The organism is Acinetobacter sp. UBA3106 (assembly GCA_002365595.1).
GTDB lineage: Bacteria > Pseudomonadota > Gammaproteobacteria > Pseudomonadales > Moraxellaceae > Acinetobacter.
This window is the reverse complement of record DFAM01000010.1, coordinates 1-21,612: the sequence shown is the minus strand read 5'-3', so window position 1 is coordinate 21,612 and position 21,612 is coordinate 1. Positions and strand designations below refer to the sequence as shown.

The 21,612-nt window shown below is 39.6% G+C and carries 20 protein-coding genes; 2 read left to right on the top strand and 18 right to left on the bottom strand.

Features of this window, described 5'->3' with window-relative positions:
• Positions 1–4: 4 nt before the first annotated feature.
• From B4C48_RS03755 to B4C48_RS03735, 5 genes are all read right to left on the bottom strand, one after another.
• Positions 5–823: a class I SAM-dependent methyltransferase gene (locus tag B4C48_RS03755; protein ID WP_291354285.1), complete on the bottom strand. Its 819-nt coding sequence runs from the start codon at positions 821–823 to the stop codon at positions 5–7.
• Positions 817–1,641 (bottom strand): undecaprenyl-diphosphate phosphatase, encoded by an 825-nt coding sequence (locus tag B4C48_RS03750; RefSeq protein ID WP_291354284.1) that lies wholly within the window; start codon positions 1,639–1,641, stop codon positions 817–819. Before B4C48_RS03750 ends, B4C48_RS03755 begins: the two co-directional genes overlap by 7 nt.
• 12 nt (positions 1,642–1,653) lie before the next feature.
• Positions 1,654–2,319: a tRNA (adenosine(37)-N6)-threonylcarbamoyltransferase complex dimerization subunit type 1 TsaB gene (gene tsaB, locus B4C48_RS03745; RefSeq protein WP_291354283.1), complete on the bottom strand. Its 666-nt coding sequence runs from the start codon at positions 2,317–2,319 to the stop codon at positions 1,654–1,656.
• A gap of 131 nt (positions 2,320–2,450) precedes the next feature.
• The gene (locus tag B4C48_RS03740) at positions 2,451–2,981 is read right to left on the bottom strand and encodes a gamma carbonic anhydrase family protein (protein WP_291354282.1); all 531 of its coding nucleotides are present in this window, start codon (positions 2,979–2,981) and stop codon (positions 2,451–2,453) included.
• Positions 2,982–2,994: 13 nt separating this feature from the next.
• Positions 2,995–3,612 (bottom strand): NUDIX hydrolase, encoded by a 618-nt coding sequence (locus B4C48_RS03735; protein WP_291354281.1) that lies wholly within the window; start codon positions 3,610–3,612, stop codon positions 2,995–2,997.
• Positions 3,613–3,737: 125 nt separating this feature from the next.
• On the opposite strand from B4C48_RS03735, the gene B4C48_RS03730 reads away from it, so the two are divergent.
• The gene (locus B4C48_RS03730) at positions 3,738–4,286 is read left to right on the top strand and encodes an NUDIX hydrolase (protein WP_291354280.1); all 549 of its coding nucleotides are present in this window, start codon (positions 3,738–3,740) and stop codon (positions 4,284–4,286) included.
• A gap of 63 nt (positions 4,287–4,349) precedes the next feature.
• On the opposite strand, the gene B4C48_RS03725 is transcribed toward B4C48_RS03730, so the two are convergent.
• From B4C48_RS03725 to B4C48_RS03700, 6 genes are all read right to left on the bottom strand, one after another.
• Positions 4,350–6,311, bottom strand: coding sequence for a hypothetical protein (locus B4C48_RS03725; RefSeq protein ID WP_291354279.1), 1,962 nt, complete (start codon positions 6,309–6,311; stop codon positions 4,350–4,352).
• A 21-nt stretch (positions 6,312–6,332) separates the two neighbouring features.
• Positions 6,333–7,502 carry a putative pilus assembly protein FilE gene (gene filE, locus B4C48_RS03720; protein WP_291354278.1) on the bottom strand — a complete coding sequence of 390 codons (1,170 nt, stop codon included), beginning with the start codon at positions 7,500–7,502 and terminating at the stop codon, positions 6,333–6,335.
• A 32-nt stretch (positions 7,503–7,534) separates the two neighbouring features.
• Positions 7,535–9,199 (bottom strand): OmpP1/FadL family transporter, encoded by a 1,665-nt coding sequence (locus tag B4C48_RS03715; RefSeq protein WP_291354277.1) that lies wholly within the window; start codon positions 9,197–9,199, stop codon positions 7,535–7,537.
• Between the two features lie 12 nt (positions 9,200–9,211).
• Entirely contained in the window at positions 9,212–10,468 is a 1,257-nt protein-coding gene (locus B4C48_RS03710; protein WP_291354276.1) for a hypothetical protein, read from the bottom strand.
• A 46-nt stretch (positions 10,469–10,514) separates the two neighbouring features.
• Positions 10,515–11,354 carry a C39 family peptidase gene (locus tag B4C48_RS03705; protein WP_291354275.1) on the bottom strand — a complete coding sequence of 280 codons (840 nt, stop codon included), beginning with the start codon at positions 11,352–11,354 and terminating at the stop codon, positions 10,515–10,517.
• Between the two features lie 198 nt (positions 11,355–11,552).
• Positions 11,553–12,608 carry a DUF6160 family protein gene (locus tag B4C48_RS03700; protein ID WP_291354274.1) on the bottom strand — a complete coding sequence of 352 codons (1,056 nt, stop codon included), beginning with the start codon at positions 12,606–12,608 and terminating at the stop codon, positions 11,553–11,555.
• A gap of 256 nt (positions 12,609–12,864) precedes the next feature.
• Between B4C48_RS03700 and B4C48_RS03695 the strand changes: the two genes are divergently transcribed.
• Entirely contained in the window at positions 12,865–14,217 is a 1,353-nt protein-coding gene (locus tag B4C48_RS03695; protein WP_291354273.1) for a chorismate-binding protein, read from the top strand.
• Between the two features lie 83 nt (positions 14,218–14,300).
• On the opposite strand, the gene hisC is transcribed toward B4C48_RS03695, so the two are convergent.
• The 7 genes from hisC to B4C48_RS03660 all read right to left on the bottom strand — a co-directional run bounded on the left by hisC (position 14,301) and on the right by B4C48_RS03660 (position 21,304).
• Positions 14,301–15,389: a histidinol-phosphate transaminase gene (gene hisC / locus B4C48_RS03690; RefSeq protein WP_291354272.1), complete on the bottom strand. Its 1,089-nt coding sequence runs from the start codon at positions 15,387–15,389 to the stop codon at positions 14,301–14,303.
• Between the two features lie 113 nt (positions 15,390–15,502).
• Complete coding sequence (gene hisD, locus B4C48_RS03685; protein ID WP_291354271.1) at positions 15,503–16,804, bottom strand: histidinol dehydrogenase; 1,302 nt, start codon at positions 16,802–16,804, stop codon at positions 15,503–15,505.
• A 187-nt stretch (positions 16,805–16,991) separates the two neighbouring features.
• Positions 16,992–17,693 carry an ATP phosphoribosyltransferase gene (gene hisG / locus B4C48_RS03680; protein WP_291354270.1) on the bottom strand — a complete coding sequence of 234 codons (702 nt, stop codon included), beginning with the start codon at positions 17,691–17,693 and terminating at the stop codon, positions 16,992–16,994.
• Complete coding sequence (murA, locus tag B4C48_RS03675) at positions 17,693–18,949, bottom strand: UDP-N-acetylglucosamine 1-carboxyvinyltransferase (RefSeq protein WP_291354269.1); 1,257 nt, start codon at positions 18,947–18,949, stop codon at positions 17,693–17,695. Before murA ends, hisG begins: the two co-directional genes overlap by 1 nt.
• Positions 18,950–18,955: 6 nt before the next feature.
• Positions 18,956–19,207 (bottom strand): BolA family iron metabolism protein IbaG, encoded by a 252-nt coding sequence (ibaG, locus tag B4C48_RS03670; RefSeq protein WP_291354268.1) that lies wholly within the window; start codon positions 19,205–19,207, stop codon positions 18,956–18,958.
• Positions 19,208–19,344: 137 nt separating this feature from the next.
• On the bottom strand, positions 19,345–19,677 hold the full coding sequence (gene hpf / locus B4C48_RS03665; protein ID WP_291354267.1) for a ribosome hibernation-promoting factor, HPF/YfiA family: 333 nt from the start codon (positions 19,675–19,677) through the stop codon (positions 19,345–19,347).
• Positions 19,678–19,849: 172 nt separating this feature from the next.
• A complete protein-coding gene (locus B4C48_RS03660) occupies positions 19,850–21,304 on the bottom strand; it encodes an RNA polymerase factor sigma-54 (RefSeq protein ID WP_291354266.1) in 1,455 nt (484 codons plus the stop codon).
• Positions 21,305–21,612 lie beyond the last annotated feature (308 nt).

The following is a 21,612-nucleotide window of genomic DNA, read 5'->3' as shown; positions in this document are numbered from 1 at the left end:
CAAACTACTCTAGAAGATGTTGCTGAAAGTAAGCATCAAAACGACAGGCATCTCCCTGCCATTGATGATCCGGTTCCAGATCGGCCAGATAGACTGCCAGACGTGGACGTTTCACCACCACACGTTTAGCCACTTTTTGCGCCAGAGTTAACAGGTTGTCACCCAGGTCCATTTCACCATGTTCAGGCAACAGCATATGTAAGAGCTGCATCTGCTTTTTCACTTGTGCCTGTTTTTTAATGGCTTGCTGATTCTGGTCGCGCTGTGGAAACATCGGATCAAGATACACCACATCCACCACATGCTGCTGTTCCGCCTGCTGGGTCAGGTAATCGGCAGAATCAGAAAAAACCAGATCAATTCGTGCTACAACTGAACTGAGAAAAGCATCATTTTGCGCATGGTTTTTACTGTCTTCCAGCAAGGTAAACAAGATTGGATGGCGTTCAACCAAGGTGACATTTGCACCCAAATGTGCCATCAACAGACTGTCATGACCTAAACCGGCAGTCGCATCAATCAAGCTGGGTATTTCGCCCAGATTACAGGCCCGTGCAATCATTTCAGATTTTAACGATGAGCGTTTTAAACGTGGTACTTCGGCCTGCCAGTCGGGCTGCATTTTCATGCCATTGGCACACAGCCACAGACCGGACTCATCTACACATAAAGCCAGCTCAGGATTTAAACGCAAAAACCGGGCGTTCAGCTTTTCAATGGTCTCAACATTTACATTCACTCCACGAGAAGAAAGCACAGCAGAATACTGCTGTGCTTTCTGTTGAAATTCCTGTTCTACAAATAAGCGGAATTCGCTTACCATAATTTCCAGCCTGTAAATGCAAAAAGTAAGATTAAAAGACCTGAAGCAATACGGTACCAGGCAAAAACCATGAAATCACGTTTAGCCACATAAGCCACTAAAACACGAATTAAAATCAAGGCTGAAACAAAGGAAACGATCAGACCTACTGCTAAAACAATCCAGTCTTCAGTGGTTTGCATTACTTCATAACTTTGATAAAGATCGAGCAGGCCTGCCCCGACAATCACCGGAATACCCAGGAAGAAAGAAAACTCTGTCGCCGCCTTACGTGAGATGCCCAGGAACATGGCACCAATAATGGTTGCACCTGAACGTGATGTACCTGGAATTAAAGACAGCACCTGAATTAAACCAATCCAGATCGCTTCCTTATAGCTGATGTTTTCCACTTCTTCAGCATTTACTTTAGGCGGATGTTTTTCAATCCACATAATGATGAAACCACCAACAATCAAACCAATTGCCACGGCAATATCATTAAATAATAATTCTTTGACTGCCTGTCCAAAAGTCAGGCCCACCAGCACAATGGGAATGGATGCCATGATCAGGCTAAAACCGAGATGACGACCTTTGGCTTCACCGGTAAACATACCAGTTGCTGCCCCCCATAGACGGGCCCAGTATTCATAAATGACTGCTGCAATCGCACCCATTTGAATGGCGATCACAAATACATCGCTTTTTTCTTTGGTCCAGAAATTCATGAGTTCTGAAGCGAGAATTAAATGTCCGGTACTGGAGATGGGTAAAAATTCGGTAATCCCTTCAACGATACCCATAATTGCCGCTTTCAGCAGCAGTAAAAGATCCATAGAAAATCCTGATTATGATTTGCCTTGTTCTGGAATTTTTTTCCAGGCATTGTCACGTAAATACACCGGTAATGCCTGTTCAGCACTCACCCAATGCTTTTGCTCTGCATGCGCGCGCGCAATGGTCGCAATATCTTGTGCCGTCGCACTTAAGTCTTTGTATTGTATTTGTTCAGGCTTAACTAAAGCTGAACCCGACCCCACCAGCTCAAATTTAACCATTGCCCCGGCATCAGCATAATTTAACAGTTGCTCTGTATCTACAGGCTGCATAATACCCTGTGGGTCCAGCTGAAAACTCGAGATATAGACTTCATCCATGCGTGCATCCAGTACTGCAGTCACTGCCGTTAAACCCGCCACACGATATGCTGCCTGTGCCAAGGCTTGCAAGGTTGAAACAGGAACAACAGGCAGATCATTTGCCCAAGCCAATGCCTGAGTCACAGCCGCATTGATACGTACCCCGCTAAAAGAACCGGGACCGCGGCTAAATGCAATTGCAGTAAGTTCAGATGCAGACAAACCAAGCTGGGTAAATGCCTGTTCGATCATTGGGAGTATCGTTTGCGTTTGTGCTTTTGCTCGCGCATCTAATTGAAAAAATAATTCTTGAGTGTCATCTACAATAGAAACGGAACACTGCTCATTGGCAGTTTCCAATGCCAGCAACTTCATGCACAACCTTAATTCATTTAAATATAAAAAACGTCGGATATCATACTCCACTCATGCGTGCGAGGCGAGATTTTCCATCTACAGGATACAAAAAAGCCAAGCTTTCGCCTGGCTAAATATATCGTTTCAAATCACAGTTCAACTGACTCCAAATGCTGATAATCCTTGAAATGTTCTGCGTAGTGAATGGCACTCATTTTGAGTTTGACTTCAGCCGCCTCATCCAGCGTTTTAACGATTTTCCCCGGTGAACCCATCACTACCGAATTGTCTGGAATGACTTTGCCTTCGGGTATTAAGGCATTGGCGCCGATAATGCAATTTTTACCAATCGCGGCATGATTTAAAATCACGCTATTAATGCCAATCAGCGTGTTATCACCAATAGTACAACCATGCAACATCGCTTGATGCCCAATCGTGACATAACTACCAATATGCATTTCAATGCCTGCATCGGTATGTAACACGGCATTTTCCTGAACATTGGTAAAATCCCCCAGTTTGATCTTGCTGTTATCACCCCGGATGACTGCTCCAAACCATACACTGACCTGCTTGCCCATTTCAACTTGTCCCAAAACTGTAGCACTATCAGCTACCCAACCATCCCATGGTTGATGCGTTGCTTGAGGCGTATATCCTTTAAATTTATAGATCATGGGTTAAAGTTCCTTATTTACCGTATTTAATCTTATTACTATAAAAAGCAGGCGAATTTAATAAAAATGGCCATTCCTTTTGATAATCCAAACCATACTGAAACAGTGAAACCAACATTCGCGCAGTTAAGCCCCAGACAACTTCATTTTCCACGCGCATGCTGGGAAAATACAAAGACTGATGGGCATAACGCACTTCATAGGGAATCGGTGGCGCATTCATTAAACTGCTTAGTGATGCAAAAAAAATGCGGTCGATCTCGCTTGGTTGAGGTGTCAACTTTACTTCTGGAGGAATCAGTCCAACCACCGGTTTAACCAGCATACCGTTGCGGGCTTTTTGCATCGGCAAATCACCAATCAGTTGCACATCAAATGGATTCAGCGCGGTTTCCTCATAGGCTTCACGCAAAGCCACCACTATATTACTGGTATCTTGAGGATCTCTTTTACCACCGGGAAACGAAACTTCCCCGGCATGATTAGACAAATATAAAGAACGGCGCGTGAGCAAAACTTTGGGATCGGACTCATCGGTAATGGCAATCAGTACAGCGGCCTGAGCAGGCTTTACTCGTGTAGAAAAGCGTAACCTGTGCTGTAATAATTGTATTAATGAGTAGTCATCCATGTGCTACTGTTCCTGTTTGGTGCTTTATTTCATCATAGCTGAATTTTTATTCCAAAAGATAGAAATGATGCCAAAGTTGCATTTTTCAGTTATGCTGATCAACACCTTTATCATTGACGATGAATATGAATTTCTGTGTAATTTGCGGACATAAAACAACGGAAAAAATTCCACTCGGCGACCATCAATTACGCCGCGTTTGTACAGATTGCGGCAATATTCATTACGTCAATCCCAAAGTCATTTGCGGTGCACTTGTCCTGTGGGAAAATAAAGTTTTACTTTGCCGCCGTGCCATTGAGCCACGTTATGGGCTATGGACCCTGCCTGCGGGTTATATGGAACTGTTTGAGACCATGGAACAAGGCGCTGCCAGAGAAACCCGTGAAGAGGCTGAAGCTGAAGTTGAAATTGAACAGCTCTACTGCATGTACAATATCCCCCGAATTGGACAAATCTACGTTCTGTTTAAAGCCAATCTCGTCAATGGAATATTTGGTGCGGGTGAAGAAACTATTGAATCGCGTTTATTTGAAGAACATGAAATTCCTTGGTCTGAACTGGCTTTTCCAAGTGTAGAGCGTACCTTAAGACACTATTTTGAAGATCGTAAAACGGATTCATTCAACATGCATTTAGAAACTTTGGGTACCCGTCTGGATCATACGGGTTAAGAGTACGATAAATTTGCAACTCAATAAAAAGCCCATCATGTGATGGGCTTTTTATTGTTCACTTTATTTAGTTCTGACTGTATAACATGGAGCTAAAGACATTTCCACAGTCCCCCCATTCAGTTTTGCCAGCGCAGTATCATTCGCTGTTACCAGACTTGGATTGTTTATATTATAGATGCCCTGAAAACTCGCTAGCGTATTGCCCCATTTCACGGCTGTATTGTCTGAATTGGTAAAGCTTACAGTTGATGGCCGGGTTCCTGTTGGTACTGATGGATCCAGCAGGTTGGTCAAACGTAACAATGCACCACCGACCACGATACTTTCAGATGATGAATCAGACGATGTTTTAATAGTAGAGTTCATTCCAACCAGTGCCCCATCAATTTTAGCAAATGTTTCGCCAGCTAAAATCATACGCATGGAAATCGATTGCTCTGGTGTGAAGGTACGTGCAATTGTACCTAAACGGTATTGCTGTACATCATTTATATCCTTAAATGAACTTGGAAGTATATCCTCACTACTACAACCATTTACCGCATCTGTGGACATATCATTTTCAGTATAACCAGGCTTCATATTGGTACGAATATCACCATTACGGTCAATAACAATTCCTAATTTCACATCAGAGACTGACTTTTCTGTGAATTTAAATGTTAAATCAGCATACAGCGGGAACACATACTTGTCCCCAAGGGCCACGTTATTAATCGACTTAAAGACTTTTTTATCTAAATAGGTAATAGGGAAAATTTTATATAGGTCTAAACTACCTTTATATATTTCCCCTGAATTAATATTTTGATGCCATTGGCCCAAATCCAGTAAATCATCGGCTGTCAGTGTGGTTTTCTGGGTTAGTAACTTATAAAAACTCTCTTTTCCGGCAATCATATAATCATTGTAGAGTTTGCCCTGATTAATGATTAGAGGTTGTGAGTTTACATCACTCACATCAAACTGATAATCTTGGTCAATCCGTTTGCTGATCGGATTAATCCAATGAGATTGTGCTGCTGCAGTCATTCGTACCGGTTTTGTATTACGGATCAATTCAGCATTAACCGTACTTAGGGTAGATAACGATTTAGCAATTGTACCTCGCCATTGTAAACCACTACCTAGCGTATACCCCTGCCGGTCAGTAATTAACATGAAGTGCCCAAATAAAAACTTGGTTGATGTATCGGTTGTAATACAGGTATCTTTATTACAACCGACCAAACCATCCGAACCCGACAGTAAGTTACCAATTGTTCCCGTGGTAGAAAATAAAGAAAATTCTGGTTGGTATACTGCAGCATTGGCAATTGTTGTTAATTTTTTAACTACTTCAAATGCCTGATCATCCGTGATTGCACTGACATCAACCCATGGCTTAATAATTGTAACGTATTCACCATTAATGATTTGTTGTGACGTAACTGAATTTAAAATCAGATCCAATTTCGTCCGCATTGCATCTGTAATATACAAAGCTTGAATGTCCGTCGGCTCAACAATTTTATTATCTTGCAAGGCTAATGTTTGCAAGATTTTGACCAGACTCATTGCCACCTTAACTGTCGCATCATTCTGATTTAAAGTTATTGCAGACTGCCCTGTGATCCCTTGCGCAATATCTAAAACGGTCAAACGTGGAATTTGTCCCGTCGTACTGACGAGTGCGATTTTACTTAAATCTACTGTTCCCAGATTAATCTGTTTATCTTTTTCGCCTTTTATAAAGAAATTGACTTTGTCACCAGTTCTACAGTTACCTGTAGCCACATTATTGGCTAAATCCATAATAGAAACAAAGCTATTAGTAGTATCACTACTACACTTAAAATTAAGTCCATCAAGCGGATAATCTAATGCAAATTCTACGCATCCCTCACTACCTACGGTACAGCTACCATTTTCCGTACTTGAATCATAGACTTCAGGAATAATATTGGCACTTTCCCCCCCACAACCACTTAAAGCTGCCATCAATGTAGTCAAGGTAAAAGGCAGTAAATATTTATTTTTCATCCTAATTCTCTTCTTATATCCTTAGCGAATTGCTATTAATTTTAATTGACCCTGGTTAGTAAGTGCTTTGTTTTCTAAATCTATTGCACTGGCTAAAGGGGTCAATAACATATATCGGCTTTGAGAAGGAATATGTATGATTCCTTCAATTTTTTCATGTGTAGTAAATGATCCCGCAGCTTCATGATTTTTAAAACCTCCCGCACCCTCAAGTACACATCCGTTGGTGTCTAGAAAAACTACAAAAGGCCAATAAAAGGTCGGATTTTGCTGTCTAGAAGCATAAGAATTAATCTGAATGTTCTGAATTGCATTGGCAACCTTCACAATTTCAAAATCAAATTGTTCTTTTAATGGGGCTCTTGGCCAGACATTAACTTCCTTATCTAAACTGACAGTTTTCGCATTTTTAATTTTTTTATCTTGAATACATTGTTGGCCTAAACTTGCAACCGCGTCAGCTTGGGAAACCCGATAATAAGTGGTTGACAAGGTAATTGGACCACTCTCCTGTTTGGAATTCTTTTTAAAAAATGATTGCAGCAGGGATTTACTTACTCCTTTTTCACGCTCCACCATTTGCAAACGTGTCACTCCATGCTTGGTATCAATAATGCCTTCAGGCATAGCATAAAAACGCTTCTTCCCTTCCAGATTAAATTCCTTGTCCTCAAGGTATTCATTTTTTATATATTGCGTACCATCAACCGTGACATAGTTTTCTGCGTTTTTGACTTCTTTCAGTTCTTTAGGAATATCAGTAGCGAGTTGTGCAGTTTCTTCCAGCTTTTTTGGGATAGATGGGGACTGTGCTACAGCTTTTTCGTTTTTATCACTTTTAGGTTTTACATATGTCGCTTGCGGTATTTTAGCGGCTTCAACATGAGGATGAACAATTTTTTGGTTATTTTGAATTGCTACTTTATCTTCCCCCTGGAGTTGTAATGAAGGTCTAGGCTGAATTGTAATGGCTTTAACTTCAGGATGATTACTCGGGGAATGATTAATGGATTGCGTTTCTTGACTACTCATATTAACTGATGCAGATTTATTCACTTCAGTTACTTGATTTTTAGGTGGAGCTTTTTGCTGGATCACCATAGGGCGGCCATCTGGCCCAACAATAGTATAAAACTCGCCCGCATACGAAAAAGATACCGGCACCATACATAGTGCAAGTATCGATTTCACCAATGAATTCCCTTTCATTATTTTCAATTTATCTACCATCGTGTTCTGTAGTTCAATCCTAAAATTGTGACTTTGGTATTCGTTTTAACATTTAAACCCGCATATGGATTTAATAAAATATTATTCACACCTGTTTGGTTGGCCAAACTACTGGTATTTGCTGGAATGTTATCTTTACTACGTAAAAAACCAATTGATAAATCTAAATCAGTATCTGCATCAAAACGATAACCTACCCCCATGCCAAACAATTGTGCATCATTAATAGGCACCATTGTATTTCGCTTATTATCTGGAATTGCACTGCTACGAGGTTCATATCCAGCACGTAACTTCAAACGATCTGTGGCGGAATATTCCACACCTATGCCAAAATTCCATGGTGAAGTAAATCCTAATGGAAGTGCAAGAGAAGAATCACCAATATTTTCAGAAAGTAATTTGGCAATTTTTAATGCTGAAATTTGTCGGTCAAATTCAAACTTAAACTTGTCCCAAGCTTTATAATCAGTCCAGCCTACATCAAAATTAACTTGTAGATCTGGTAAAAGCTTATATTTTATCCCGGCCTGAAAATGAGCTGGATATTCAAAATCCATTGAAACCAGACCAGACTCACTTGCCGGTATAGAATTTGGAAAACCTAAAATTGCAGCAAGAATTTGACCCGTAGGTGATGACATTAAACCATTGATTAGCTCACGTGGAGCATTTGCGTTATCAATGTGATATTTACCTTTTAAACGCATTTTTGCAGCACTTTGATACACCATACCAAAGCTAAAATCATCAGTTGGTTCCCACAACACACCAAGGTTATAACTTGGGCTAAGTGATTGCTCCAAAGCAAGCTGCATTTGTCCGAACTTGCCAAATGGATTCATACCTTCATTGGTATTACACATTCCTAGCAACAGAATGTCGGTAATAATGTCCGAATTTTCTTTAAAAGGTGTACAAACGACTTCATCAATCATTCGCAACATACCAATTAACTCATTCGGAAAACGTAAATCCGTTTTTAAGCCAATCGCTTGATAAGACATACCAACCGAAGCGCCAACAGATAGTTCGTCATTCACTTGATATGCAATAGATGGAGATAAATAGGTAATCCTTTCTAGAGCAACCTGTTGCCCCATATAATTCCCAGGGTTACCATTTTCCGCACCAAAACCCGCAACCAACGGTGCATACATTGCCGTTGCAAAAGTTGTTTTTGAGCCCGGTGGATTATAGGCAATACCTGCTGTAGGTGCTGCCATTGGTAAACCTTCCCCAAGATCAACCATTTTTTTCAGTACAGGAACATATAAACTTACGTATTCTACATCCCCATTCACTGTACCTTTAAAGTCTGTACATAAATCGGAAGACACCTCTGGCCCATCATTACATACCATCGGGTCATCAGAATAGCCAAATACGTTATAACCAGCAGGAACTGAGAATTCCCGTTGAATATCAAAATTCGCGAGAATCCCTTGTACATCGGTTTGCAGGCCTTCGATTTTAGTTAAGGCTGCGGGGTTAAAATGAATTGCACTAATTCCTGGAGGATCTGCAGTAACTGCATTCCCCATACTCAATGATCTGATATCAACAGATAAGTTAGTACCTAATTGAGCGAAAGTTGCACTTGAACAGCCCGATACGATAATTGCTGCGGCTAACGGGCGAAGTCGAATCTTATACATACGACTGCCCTCTTAGCGTAGTTTCTTACCGAAACCTAAAATATCAAGTGGGAAAGACAAACCTAAAGATACATCTGGTGCATCTTCAGTTAACCCTATCCCCACAGTTCCATTGACAATAGTCTCAGGTGAAACACGAACACCCAATGAAATTGCCAAAGTTGAACTGGTCTGATCTGCTGGTGAATAACTTTCACCCGAAGTATAAGTAAATTCCGAACCGGTATTAAAACTTTGCTGATATGACATGGTCATAGACACGTCATAATTAAATGAATAAGCAAAGCCTAAAGCAAAACCACCACTGACTCCAGGTTCAAACTCATCAATCACGCGTGTACCACGGCGCTGGTTCAGTCCGGTTTCCTTAAAACCATAATTGGCAGAAACGGATGCGAAAAGTACAACGGGATCAATATATTTACGTGTACTTGCACCTATGCCTGCAGAGTAATAACCTTTACCCGTTGCTAAGTCATCAGCTGCATTAATTTCATAAGGGCTATCACCCGTTTTGGTTGAAACATTACCAAATAAAATCAGCGGCAATCTGCCTGCTTTTAATGGAAATGGCTCCCAACGTGCGCCAAAAGAAATATCACCTAAACCTGCGGTAGAGGTATCTTTTAATAAGTCTGTTTTAGCAACTAGAGGTAATGACGCACTAAAAGTCAAATTATCTAAAATGCCGTACTGTGCAGTAAATGTATTGGTAACAGTATGAGTTGCATTTTCTTGAACACGAAGCTGATAGAGCTGACCTTTAGACATTTCAGCATCGATTTGTGTATCACGATAATAGGTATAATCAATATCATAATAAGATGAGATTTCACCTTTTTTAATTAATGAATATTGTCTTTCATTTGAAGTAAACACTTCCTGCAGATTCGCTTCTTTACTTGCGTCGCCTTCTTGCTGTTGTAATGCAGAAGAAGCTTGTGATTGTGCATCGACTGGTTGTGATTGTGCATCGGCTGACTGTGATTGAGTAGTAGCACCATTCTCTGCTGGTGAGGTTACTGTCGTCTCATCAATCTGTTCATCAACAGCTTCATATTCACCAAGTGACGGCTCTTCTACTTGAGCATTTACGGCTGCTACCGTTTGCGCATTTGTAGGCTGTGGTGCTGTAGATTCAACTTCAGTTTCCTGTTGATCTACAACTTCATATTCTCCAAGTGCTGGTTCCTCAGCTGCATATACTATCCCTATTGCCATTTGAACACTCAAAGCCAATAAAGTTTTGTTCATCCATTTACGATTCATATTCCATCCCACCATTTTTATTTTTTTAATCCGCTACTTTTATACGTTATTTACTTTTGTAATAAAGACGTAAGAAATTATATGTTGGCTCACCAAACTGCTCTGATTCTGAATTCAGGTTCTTATCCAAACGAATCGTTGAAGCTTTATCTGCAATTTTTTCCATATAAAATTGTGGATATTGCATATCAACAAAAGCATAGCGATTCACAGTAGCATCTTCGACATGCCGCAAATCTGAATCACGCAGTGTCAATAAATTTTTTCTCTGTTCAGGTGCGACATTAATCAAAAACAGGGTATTGTTTTCCCAGATATCTTTAAAACGTTGCTCATCAAAACTGATATTGCCTAGCGCCGGATCTGCAACATACACGCGTCCATTTTTATATGCTTTAAAAACCACGAAATGTTTAAATCCTGCATAGGAAATTGGCACAATGGCTGGTTGACCTTGTTTAATTAAATCGGATAATTCGCCTTTATACCCCCCACTTTCAAAACCGATTGCAGCCACAAAGCGTTTCATATCAAGTAAAGAAAAACTACGTCTTTCGACAATTTTCTCGGTTTCACCAAATTTAAGCAACCCATTCATAACTTGTTGTTCTGTCAGATTCACACCAACATCAACATAACCATTCAATAACGTCGTTAATGCAGCCGATCCACAGCTATAATCATAGGCTTGACGTACAATACCCCTAAATTGATCTTCTACAGCAGGTTTAATAAGGACGGGCTCTCTATGCATTCGAGTGAATGAATCTTGGCGAGAATCTAAAGTTTCAGTGTAATACACAGCTTCCGCTGGTTTCTTCTTAATTTCAAAGGCTTCTTTGGCAGCGTAATACATCAATGCCGAGCCTAGTGCGATCTCTAACATATCTTTTAACTTTTCTAGTTATCGGCATGACGTGCCAGTGTTCATTATTTTTCTAGAGCTTATGCTCTACATCCATGTAAAAAGGAAGATAACCTTTTTTATAAAAAAAAACAGCTTTTTTTTAGTTTTTTTGAAAAATTTCACACTATTTTTGTAAAAAAAAGCGCGTGATTTCACGCGCTTTTTTTCAATCCAGAATTAGCGACCAGCAATCGTAATTACAGAACCTTGGTTGTAAACACCAATGCTTGGACTCCAGTAAGTTTGAAGACCTTGTACTTCAATATCACCAATAGAACCAGCAGATTGGCTACCTAATTTAATAGTTTTTACATAGTTATCAATTGGACCTGATGAACTTATCATACGGATATAACCATTATCCGCACCTTCTTTACCAATTACGCTAATATCCTGTTTAATAGTCAAATCATTAGAGTTTGCATCTGCAACCTTGATACTCCCAACAAAGATTTCACCAGCTGCACGGTTACCTGTAGTGCCATCACCATTACCTTGCTTAGTTGAATTATCTAAAATACCTAGATTGGTAATTTCAAGACCACCCTTCATCACGGTATTTAATTTAACCATTGCACCTTGAGGCGCTGCACCTACTTGAATATTCGCCGACAATTGTCCTGTTTTAATTGTCAAACCAGATAAAATTTTGTTGTAGTTTTGACCTGCACCCGCATCATCTTTACCACCACGACGGATTGATGTAGCAGTAGTTGTTGGAACAGCATTTGATGCAGTTACACCCACCTCACCAATTTGAATGTTCAAGCCAGACACTTGAGCTGCAATATTAATGAATGCCGAGTTGCCAGTACCTGAGCCTCCATCACTATCTATTTGTAAATCAGCCAAATTATGTGAAGCTAGTAAAGCATCTGTATTTGCAGTAATTGTCAAACCCTTAACAACAATTGCACCAGCATTCCCAGTACCACCAACAATTGGTGTTTCAGAAACAAGTGCGTTTGCCGCAAAACCAGGTGTAGGTGGAGTAGTAGAAGTATCGATTACTAATTTCGTACCATTCACAGTATTTTTTGCAGATGATGACAAACCATCGTTATCATGAACATATAACTTATCGATAGTGATTTTAGAAATACCAATCCCGATGTTAATACCATCTTGACCAGTTGTAGCACCCAATGAAGCATCATCCATTGCTTGCATTGCCATAGCATTTGCACTAATTGCTATTGAAGAAACTAAAGCAAGTTTAGTAAAGTTTTTCATCTTGTACTCTCCCAAGAGTATTATTTTTTTGATTGTTAACTACTCGATTTCACTGATTGTTTTTTATTTTTTGACAATAGTGAGTCTTTCCTTGAGCAGCTGATTTGCCCTAGTTAAATTATATGGCTGTCCTTTTTTGTTCAACTGCTATTGGTCGTAATCCATATGTTACCGACAAACGGTATTTACAGTTTTTATGCATCACCAATGTTATAGAATAGCTTGTCTATGTATCGCCTTTATAAAGTAACATCGTATGAATAAGCCTGTTTTTTTTAAAAAATTGATGACTAAACAACAGCTTAATCCTGCTGAAATACTTTTATGCCTATCACATCTTGATCATGTGGTTTACTTAAAAAATGTGAAACAACCTGTGATTGCACTTTTTGCTTCTGAATATATGCTTGTACAAAATACAAAAATTCAGAAATTTAGTAGAACATCATTAAACCAATATCAACAAAGTTTTGAATTAATTGATTTAAACCATTTTTTTAAGCCTTATTCGCAAAACTATTCTCCTGACTTCAATGGCGGTTTAATCGGTTTTATCAGTTATGATGAGGCAGCCCAACAACAAGTCAACGTTCAACATAAAAACCAGCCCTCTTTATTTTTAGGCATTTATTACAGCTATATTAAACTGACCAATGAAGGCTGGATGTTTTTTAGTCATGAGCAGGATGCGGAAACGATTTTTCAGTTGATTCAGGACGCCTTGCAAAACAAAAACAGGCTAAATAAAGGCAATCAAAATTTCTCGCTCACTCAACCTTGTACTGCACGCTGGAATAAACAACGCTATGCGAGTGCCTTTCAACAGGTGCAAGATTACATTCGAGCGGGTGATTGTTATCAAATTAATTTAACTCAAGAATTTACAGCTAAGGCACAAGGTTTGTTGTTAGATACCGCAGAAGCATTTTGGCAGCTGACTGATGCACCTTATTCGGGTTATCTTAAAATTGATAATTTTGAATTATTAAGCTGTTCTCCTGAACTGTTTATTGATTTTGAAGCAGATCGGAAAATCACCACAAAACCGATTAAAGGCACTATGCCTCGATATTCAGATGCTGAACAAGATGAACACTCCAAGCAAAGCTTAATTCACTCTAAAAAAGACCAAGCCGAAAATGTGATGATTGTGGATTTGCTACGGAATGATTTGAGTGTATATGCTGAAACAGGCTCGGTTAAAACACCAAAACTTTTTGAAATTGAGTCATTTAATCAAGTCCATCATATGGTTAGTGAGGTCACTGCTACTTTAAGGGAAGATGTCAATCCTTTTCATGTTCTGATGTCTGCGCTTCCGGGTGGCTCGATCACTGGCGCACCCAAAATTCGTGCCATGCAAATTATAGAAGAACTTGAAGGTGCTCCACGTGGAGCCTACTGTGGTTCGATGGGTTATTTTAATTTTGATGGTACAGGTTCATGGAATATTTTGATTCGCTCGATTCAAAAATATCAGGATGATGTTTCTGTTTGGGCCGGTGGCGGAATTACCATTGCATCTGATTGTGATGCTGAATATCAGGAATGTTTTGATAAGGTCAAAGCTATGCTGGATTTACTCAATACCTGGTATAAACCTGAATAATGTTTGCAAAATCCACTCTAACCCTCCTTTATTAAAGGAGGGAATTCCTTCATTTAACAAAGGGAGGTTAGGAGGGATTTAAATCACGCCAAAATATCGTTTTTTAAGGTATCAACCAAACGCTGGTTTTGCTCATCCGTACCGATGGTAATCCGCAGGAACTGGTTGATACGCGGTTTATTGAAATAACGTACTATAATGCCACGTTCACGCAATTCTGAGGCCAACTCAGCTGCATCTTTGCTTGGTAATGATGCAAAAATGAAATTTGCACTCGATGGTAAGACTTTAAAGCCAAGCTCAGCCAATTGTGTCACTAACTTTTCACGGCCGGCAATTACTTTCTTATTTTGCGCTTCGAAGTATTCCTGATCTTCAAATGAAGCAACAGCAGCTGCAATCGCAAAACGGTCGATTGGATAAGAGTTAAAGCTGTTTTTCACTGCTTCAAGGGCAGCGATTAAATGCGGCTGAGCAATCGCAAATCCAACTCGTAAACCTGCCAGTGAACGAGACTTGGAAGTGGTTTGACAGACAACCAAGTTGTCATACTTTTCAACCAATTTCACCGCTGATTCAGCACCAAAATCGACATATGCTTCATCAATAACTACCACTGAATCTGGATTCGCCTGCAGAATTGCTTCAATTGCATCGATACCTAAATCAATACTGGTCGGCGCATTTGGGTTGGTGATGATAATCCCGCCATTCGGCTGTTTATAATCATCCACCAAAATCTCAAAATCATCATTTAGCGGTAAAACTTTGGTTTTTACCCCAAAGAACTGACTGTAAACCGGATAAAAACTGTAGGTAATATCCGGATAGAGCACTGGCAATTCTTGCACAAAAAATGCTTTAAAAATATGTGCCAATACTTCATCGGAACCGTTACCAACAAACACATTTTCTACTGGAACATGTTGCTGTTTAGCAATCGCCTGTTTTAGGGCAGTTGCATCCGGATCCGGATATAAGCGCAATACATCTGCTGAATTTGCCAATACCGCTTGAACTGCTTCCACTACTTTAGGTGATGGTGGGTATGGATTTTCATTGGTATTGAGTTTTAAAAGATTTTGGATTTTCGGTTGTTCACCTGGTGTGTACGGTTCTAATTCACGTACTTCAGGACTCCAAAAACGCATTTGTTCTGTAGTGACATTCATTTTGTATTCTCAACATTCTCTCCTTTTAGGAGAGGGTTAGAGAGAGGTTCTATTTGCCTCTCACCTAACCTCTCCCACAGGGAGAGAAATATCTTTTTTAATATAGATTTAAATTACTGATAACGATATCTTGCTGATCTCGCATGGGCATCCAAGTTTTCTTGCTGTGCCAATACGTCTGCTGTTTTCGCTAAAGTTTTTACACCTTCTTGCGAGCACATAATCAGGCTGGAACGCTTCTGGAAATCGTAGACACCGAGCGGTGAGGAGAAACGCGCAGTCCCAGATGTTGGCAACACATGGTTTGGTCCAGCACAGTAGTCACCAATCGCTTCAGGGGTATAACGCCCCATAAAAATGGCACCGGCATGACGAATGCTTTCCGACATTTCTTGCGCTTCATCCAGGCAAAGTTCTAAATGTTCAGGCGCAACCTGGTTAATCAAGTCAATCGCTTCTTGACGACCTTTCACCAAAACCAAAGCCCCACGATTGGCAATAGACGTACGTGCAATTTCAGCTTTTGGTAAAGCTTCTAAATGCGCTTCAATCGCGATTGCAACTTCATTCAAAAGCTGTTCATCAGGCGTGATAAATACTGCTTGTGCAACGGTGTCATGTTCTGCTTGTGACAACAGATCCATTGCCAGCCATTTGGCATTATTCTCGCCTTCAGCATAGACCAAAATTTCAGAAGGTCCGGCAATCATGTCGATACCGACTTGACCAAATACCGCACGTTTAGCCGCTGCCACGAAACGGTTACCTGGTCCGGTAATTTTATCGACAGATGGAATAGTTTCTGTACCATAAGCCAAAGCAGCAACCGCTTGTGCGCCACCAATGGTAAAGACACGATGCACACCCGCCAAATATGCTGCTGCAAGAACCAATGGATTCAAATCACCATTCGGTGCAGGTACTACCATAATAATCTCAGGTACACCTGCCACATGTGCAGGAATGGCATTCATTAACACTGAAGATGGATAAGATGCCAATCCACCAGGTACATAAATACCGACACGATCCAGCGGTGTTACTTTTTGACCCAAAGTATTTCCTAGAGCGTCGACATAGGTCCAGCCATCTTGCTTTTGTGCTTGGTGAAATTCACGTACACGGTTTGCTGCTAGCTCAAGTGCTTCACGAACTTCGGTGCTTAAACCCTCAAATGCTACTTTTAGTTGTTCCTGACTCAGTTCAAGCTCAGAAAATTGATGCGCAGGATGTCGATCGAACTGTTGTGTGAGTTTAAGAACATGAGCATCACCATGCTGACGTACATCAGCAATGATTTGATCTACGGTTTTTAAGAGTTCTGGGTCACTCACAGTTTCAAAAGCCAACAAATCTGCAAAGACCTGTTTGAAATTTTGATCTTGAGTCGATAAACGTCGCATCAATTTATCCACAATGAAAATAATGGGAGTCTTTAGTTTACCTGTTTTATGTGCTTTTGTCGGTAACTAGTCCCGACTATAAGTATGAATTTTATTGGAAATAACTTTTGATAAAATTGATTAAACTTAAAAGCGCCGTTTTCAAAATCACAAAATAAAAAAACCGCCCCTTAGGACGGTTTCTCAACAACAAAAAAACTTATACTTTTTTTGCTTGCTCACGTTCTTCAACTGCTTTTTCAAGCTGTGCCAGAATCGGATTAAGCAGTGTTTGTTTACGTTTAAAACTTGCTTTGTTCACAATCAAACGTGAAGACACTTTGCAAATTTCTTCAAGTGGCTCTAAACCATTGGCACGCAAGGTATTACCAGTATCAACCACATCGACAATGTAATCACCCAAACCCACTAAAGGTGCAAGTTCCATCGAACCATACAACTTAATTACATCCACTTGCTCGCCTAGGCTGGCATAGTATTGACGGGTTAAGTTCACATACTTGGTTGCAATTTTTAAACGACCTTTCGGACGTTCCATGCCTACTTTACCTGCAGTCATGAGTTTACAAACTGCAATCTTCAAGTCTAGCGGTTCATAGACATTTTGCGCACCATGCTCCATGAGCACATCTTTACCCGCGACCCCGATATCCGCTGCACCATTTTCCACATATGTCGGCACATCAGAGGCACGTAAAATCAAAATACGCACATGTTTATGTGTCGTAGGGAAAATCAATTTACGTGATTTATCCGGATCTTCCAGCAAGTTAATTCCTGCTGTTTCTAGCAGAGGTAAAGTTTCTTTTAAAATACGTCCCTTACTTAATGCTAAAGTTAAACCATGATCAAAATTGCCCATAACGTCAAAGTTTGGATCATCGTTTCTCATATCGCTCATTAACTTACTCGCTTAATCTGGGCGCCTAAACCTTGTAATTTTGCTTCAACATCTTCATAACCGCGGTCAATATGATAAATACGGTCAATCAGAGTTTCACCTTCAGCCGCCAAAGCAGCTAAAACTAAAGAGAAAGAAGCACGTAAATCTGTCGCCATTACGGGTGCTGCTGAAAGTTTTTCAACACCTGTAACCACTGCATCATTACCTTCAACCTGAATATTTGCGCCCATTCTTGCCAATTCAGGTACATGCATAAAACGGTTTTCAAAAATCGTTTCAGAAATGGTTGCAAAACCACGACCAATTGCATTAACTGCCATGATCTGAGCTTGCATATCAGTTGGAAATTCTGGATGTGGCAGGGTCTGAAAGCTTACCGCTTTCGGACGTTTACCCATCATATCCAGTTCAATCCAGTCATCCCCACGGGTCACTTCAGCACCCATTTCTTCGAATTTTTCGAGTACCGATTCCATCAAACTTGGATCAGTATGCGTGGTTTTAATTTTACCACCGGTAATTGCAGCGGCAGCCAAATATGAACCTGTTTCAATACGGTCAGCCACTACGGCATATTCACAGCCATGTAAGCTTTCAACACCAGTAACTACTAAAGTATCGGTATCCAAACCTTCAATTTTTGCGCCCATTTTAATCAACATTTGCGCAAGATCTGTAATTTCCGGTTCACGGGCCGCATTACGGATAGTCGTTACACCATCAGCAAGCACAGCAGCCATTAAAATATTTTCCGTACCGCCCACAGTGACCATATCAAAGACAACTTCGCCACCTTTAAGACGACCATCAACTTTGGCATGCACATATCCAGCTTCAACTTCAATTTCAGCACCCAAAGCTTCTAATGCTTTAAGATGTTGATCAACTGGACGGGAACCAATGGCACATCCACCCGGAAGAGAAACTTTTGCACTACCATAGCGCGCCAATAATGGACCTAAGACCAAAATTGATGCACGCATGGTTTTTACCAATTCATAGGGTGCAAACTGATTATCTAATGTAGATGTATCTGCCTTAACCGTATCGCCTTCATAGGAAATTTGAACACCTAAGCCTGCAATAAGTTTGACTAAAGTGTTCACATCCTTAAGATTTGGAACATTCGTTAATACGGTAGGAGTTTCAGGGAGAATCATTGCAGCAAGTAATGGAAGTGCTGCATTTTTTGCACCAGAAATACGCACTTCACCTTCGAGCTTAACACCGCCCTGAATTAAAAATTTATCCATCTAGTTCTAAGCTCCGAATAAGCTTGCTTTACGCCATTCTTCTTGGGTCATTGCACGAATAGTTACCGCGTGTACTTCACCGCTGGCAATATATGAATTTAACGGAGCATAAACAGTCTGCTGGCGTGCTACTGGACGTTTGCCTTCAAATTGTTCGTCTACGATACGAAGATCAAATTTCCCGCCTTGCCCACTAACTGCAACTTCAGCCTCTGGAAAAGCAGCTTTTAAAATTTCAGTGAGCTGTTCACTATTCATCACAAAGACCTCTTATAGGACCAACGGTGTAAAAACCTGCCATTTTACTATAAATATGAAAAATAAATCATTAACGTATAACATTTAATATATAAAAAAAGAGGTTATCAAAAACCTCTTTTTGTTCAAAAATAAAACTATGCTAGCAAAGAAGGAGATGCAACCTGCATTTTTCTATGCTTATGTAACTGTTTTTTAAGTTTTTCCGTTAATTTTTTTATTGATGTATACATATCATCAGCTGTTGCCTGTGCAAACAATTCTGCCCCCGGTACACGAATAATTGCTTCAGCTATATGATTTAAACTTCCTTTTCTTGAACGCTTGTCTACTTGATGATCTTTGCTCAATTTCACCTGCATACTATTGACTTGGTCTAAATGCTTGGTCATTTCAGTAAATTTTAAACGAATATTATCTTCAATAGCAGGGGTAATAGTTAAGTGATGACCACGAATTGTTATTTGCATAATTCTATCCCTCACCTTCTTCAGGATTAGTTAAAGTCATAGCTAAAATGATCCAATAACAGAAATTAGAATTTTACAATTCACGCTTCAAATCATTTTAACTACTCCTTTAAAAGAAAAAAGATTCATTATGTTGTCATAATGAATCCATAGAATAATCAGATTTTAAAAATTAGATCAAGACTTTTCGTTCAGAAGATGACGGAATATGTAACGACTCTCGATATTTAGCTACAGTCCGACGTGCCACATCAATTCCATCTTGTTTTAATAAATTGGCAATAATATTGTCAGATAAAGGCTTCCGAGGATTTTCTTCCGAAATTAACTTTTTAATTTTTGCCCGAATGGCAATGGATGATGCCTCTCCACCAGAAGTGGTTGCAACATGACTTGAGAAAAAATATTTCAGTTCAAATAAGCCGCGCGGAGTCAGCATAAATTTGTTGGTTGTCACCCGGGAAACTGTAGACTCATGCAATTCAACTTCTTCAGCAATATCGCGAAGTACCAAAGGTTTCATGCCTTCAGCCCCAATTTCCAAAAACATTTTTTGATGTTCTACGATACAGGTTGCCACTTTTAACAAGGTTTTATGACGCTCATCGACACTTTTAATAAAGTTTTTGGCATCTAACATTTGATTGCGTAAATATTGATTATCGTTACTTTGATCTGCACGTTTAATCATGCTGGCATAAAAAGAATTGATCCGTAATTTAGGCATAACATCCGGGTTTAACTGCACTTGCCAATGATCATTCTTTTTCATCACCACCACATCGGGAATTTGATAATCCGAGTCTTTTTCTTCAAATTCCATTCCCGGATAGGCTTTTAATGTCTTTAACAGATCAACTGCACATTTCAATTGCTCAGGATTCAAACCCGTCTGTTTGACCAGTTTAGGCAATTCATTCGAAATCAATAACTCATAATGATTTAATAAAGTTATCGCTTCACAACGATAAGCTTGATGTACAGGCAAACTTTCTAATTGCACCAATAAACATTCAGCCAGATTACGTGATGCCACCCCCGGAGGATCCAAATGCTGAATATGTTTTAAAACAACAAGAACTTCATCGTCTTCTACTTCATCCTCATAATCCATGGTTTCCAGTAGATGCTGCACAGATGATGTGATTTCAGTAATTTCAGCATCTAAAAACCCTTTTTCATCTAAAGAATCGACAATACAATGCGCAATCAGACGATCTACAGAAGAAAAATGCAATAAATTGATTTGTTCGAGGACATGTTCTTTTAGACCTAAATGCCCCTGACGGTTATCTTCACGCTCTTCATATTCAGGGGAACCGAGACTCGTCGGTTGGTGGGTATAAACATCATCCCAATCGGTATCGACAGGTAAATCATCAGGAAGATGATTTGCATTCAGCTCATTGGTTAAATCTTTATTTTCACGTTCTTGATCTTGTAAAGCAGACAGACTTTCAATCGAAGATTGCTCTTCTACTTTTTCCAATAACGGATTACTATCAAGTTGAATCTGAATTTCTTGTTCAAGCTCTAAGCTTGATAATTGAAGCAAACGAATGGCCTGCTGCAACTGCGGTGTCAATGACAAGGAGTTCGCAACTTTCAATCCAACCGATAACTTCATACTACCCTACTCTTTTTACTGTCATTTATAAAAGCACACGTTATAAGCAATTTTTGTGCCGTTTTATTTTTTATATCATAGATATACATAAAAAATATACAAATTTAAAGATTTTTTAGTCATATTTGCGATAAAAAATGAAAAAATAATGATAAATATTTTTATAAATTAATAATTTATTTTAAATATAAAACGAAATATCTCAATAATATCAAAATCAATCCACTTAAATTAAATAATGAGCTCAGGTTTTTAATATCCCCCACATAAAAAAACACCCCCTTCTGTTGAAGGGGGTGTTTCGAATA

Coding starts and splice junctions, on each gene's coding strand:
- B4C48_RS03755 (WP_291354285.1), bottom strand. CDS start 823: ATGGTAAGCGAATTCCGCTTATTTGTAGAACAGGAATTTCAACAGAAA.
- B4C48_RS03750 (WP_291354284.1), bottom strand. CDS start 1,641: ATGGATCTTTTACTGCTGCTGAAAGCGGCAATTATGGGTATCGTTGAA.
- tsaB (WP_291354283.1), bottom strand. CDS start 2,319: ATGAAGTTGCTGGCATTGGAAACTGCCAATGAGCAGTGTTCCGTTTCT.
- B4C48_RS03740 (WP_291354282.1), bottom strand. CDS start 2,981: ATGATCTATAAATTTAAAGGATATACGCCTCAAGCAACGCATCAACCA.
- B4C48_RS03735 (WP_291354281.1), bottom strand. CDS start 3,612: ATGGATGACTACTCATTAATACAATTATTACAGCACAGGTTACGCTTT.
- B4C48_RS03730 (WP_291354280.1), top strand. CDS start 3,738: ATGAATTTCTGTGTAATTTGCGGACATAAAACAACGGAAAAAATTCCA.
- B4C48_RS03725 (WP_291354279.1), bottom strand. CDS start 6,311: ATGAAAAATAAATATTTACTGCCTTTTACCTTGACTACATTGATGGCA.
- B4C48_RS03715 (WP_291354277.1), bottom strand. CDS start 9,199: ATGTATAAGATTCGACTTCGCCCGTTAGCCGCAGCAATTATCGTATCG.
- B4C48_RS03710 (WP_291354276.1), bottom strand. CDS start 10,468: ATGAATCGTAAATGGATGAACAAAACTTTATTGGCTTTGAGTGTTCAA.
- B4C48_RS03705 (WP_291354275.1), bottom strand. CDS start 11,354: ATGTTAGAGATCGCACTAGGCTCGGCATTGATGTATTACGCTGCCAAA.
- B4C48_RS03700 (WP_291354274.1), bottom strand. CDS start 12,608: ATGAAAAACTTTACTAAACTTGCTTTAGTTTCTTCAATAGCAATTAGT.
- B4C48_RS03695 (WP_291354273.1), top strand. CDS start 12,865: ATGAATAAGCCTGTTTTTTTTAAAAAATTGATGACTAAACAACAGCTT.
- hisC (WP_291354272.1), bottom strand. CDS start 15,389: ATGAATGTCACTACAGAACAAATGCGTTTTTGGAGTCCTGAAGTACGT.
- hisG (WP_291354270.1), bottom strand. CDS start 17,693: ATGAGCGATATGAGAAACGATGATCCAAACTTTGACGTTATGGGCAAT.
- murA (WP_291354269.1), bottom strand. CDS start 18,949: ATGGATAAATTTTTAATTCAGGGCGGTGTTAAGCTCGAAGGTGAAGTG.
- ibaG (WP_291354268.1), bottom strand. CDS start 19,207: ATGAATAGTGAACAGCTCACTGAAATTTTAAAAGCTGCTTTTCCAGAG.
- hpf (WP_291354267.1), bottom strand. CDS start 19,677: ATGCAAATAACAATTCGTGGTCATCACTTAACTATTACCCCTGCTATT.
- B4C48_RS03660 (WP_291354266.1), bottom strand. CDS start 21,304: ATGAAGTTATCGGTTGGATTGAAAGTTGCGAACTCCTTGTCATTGACA.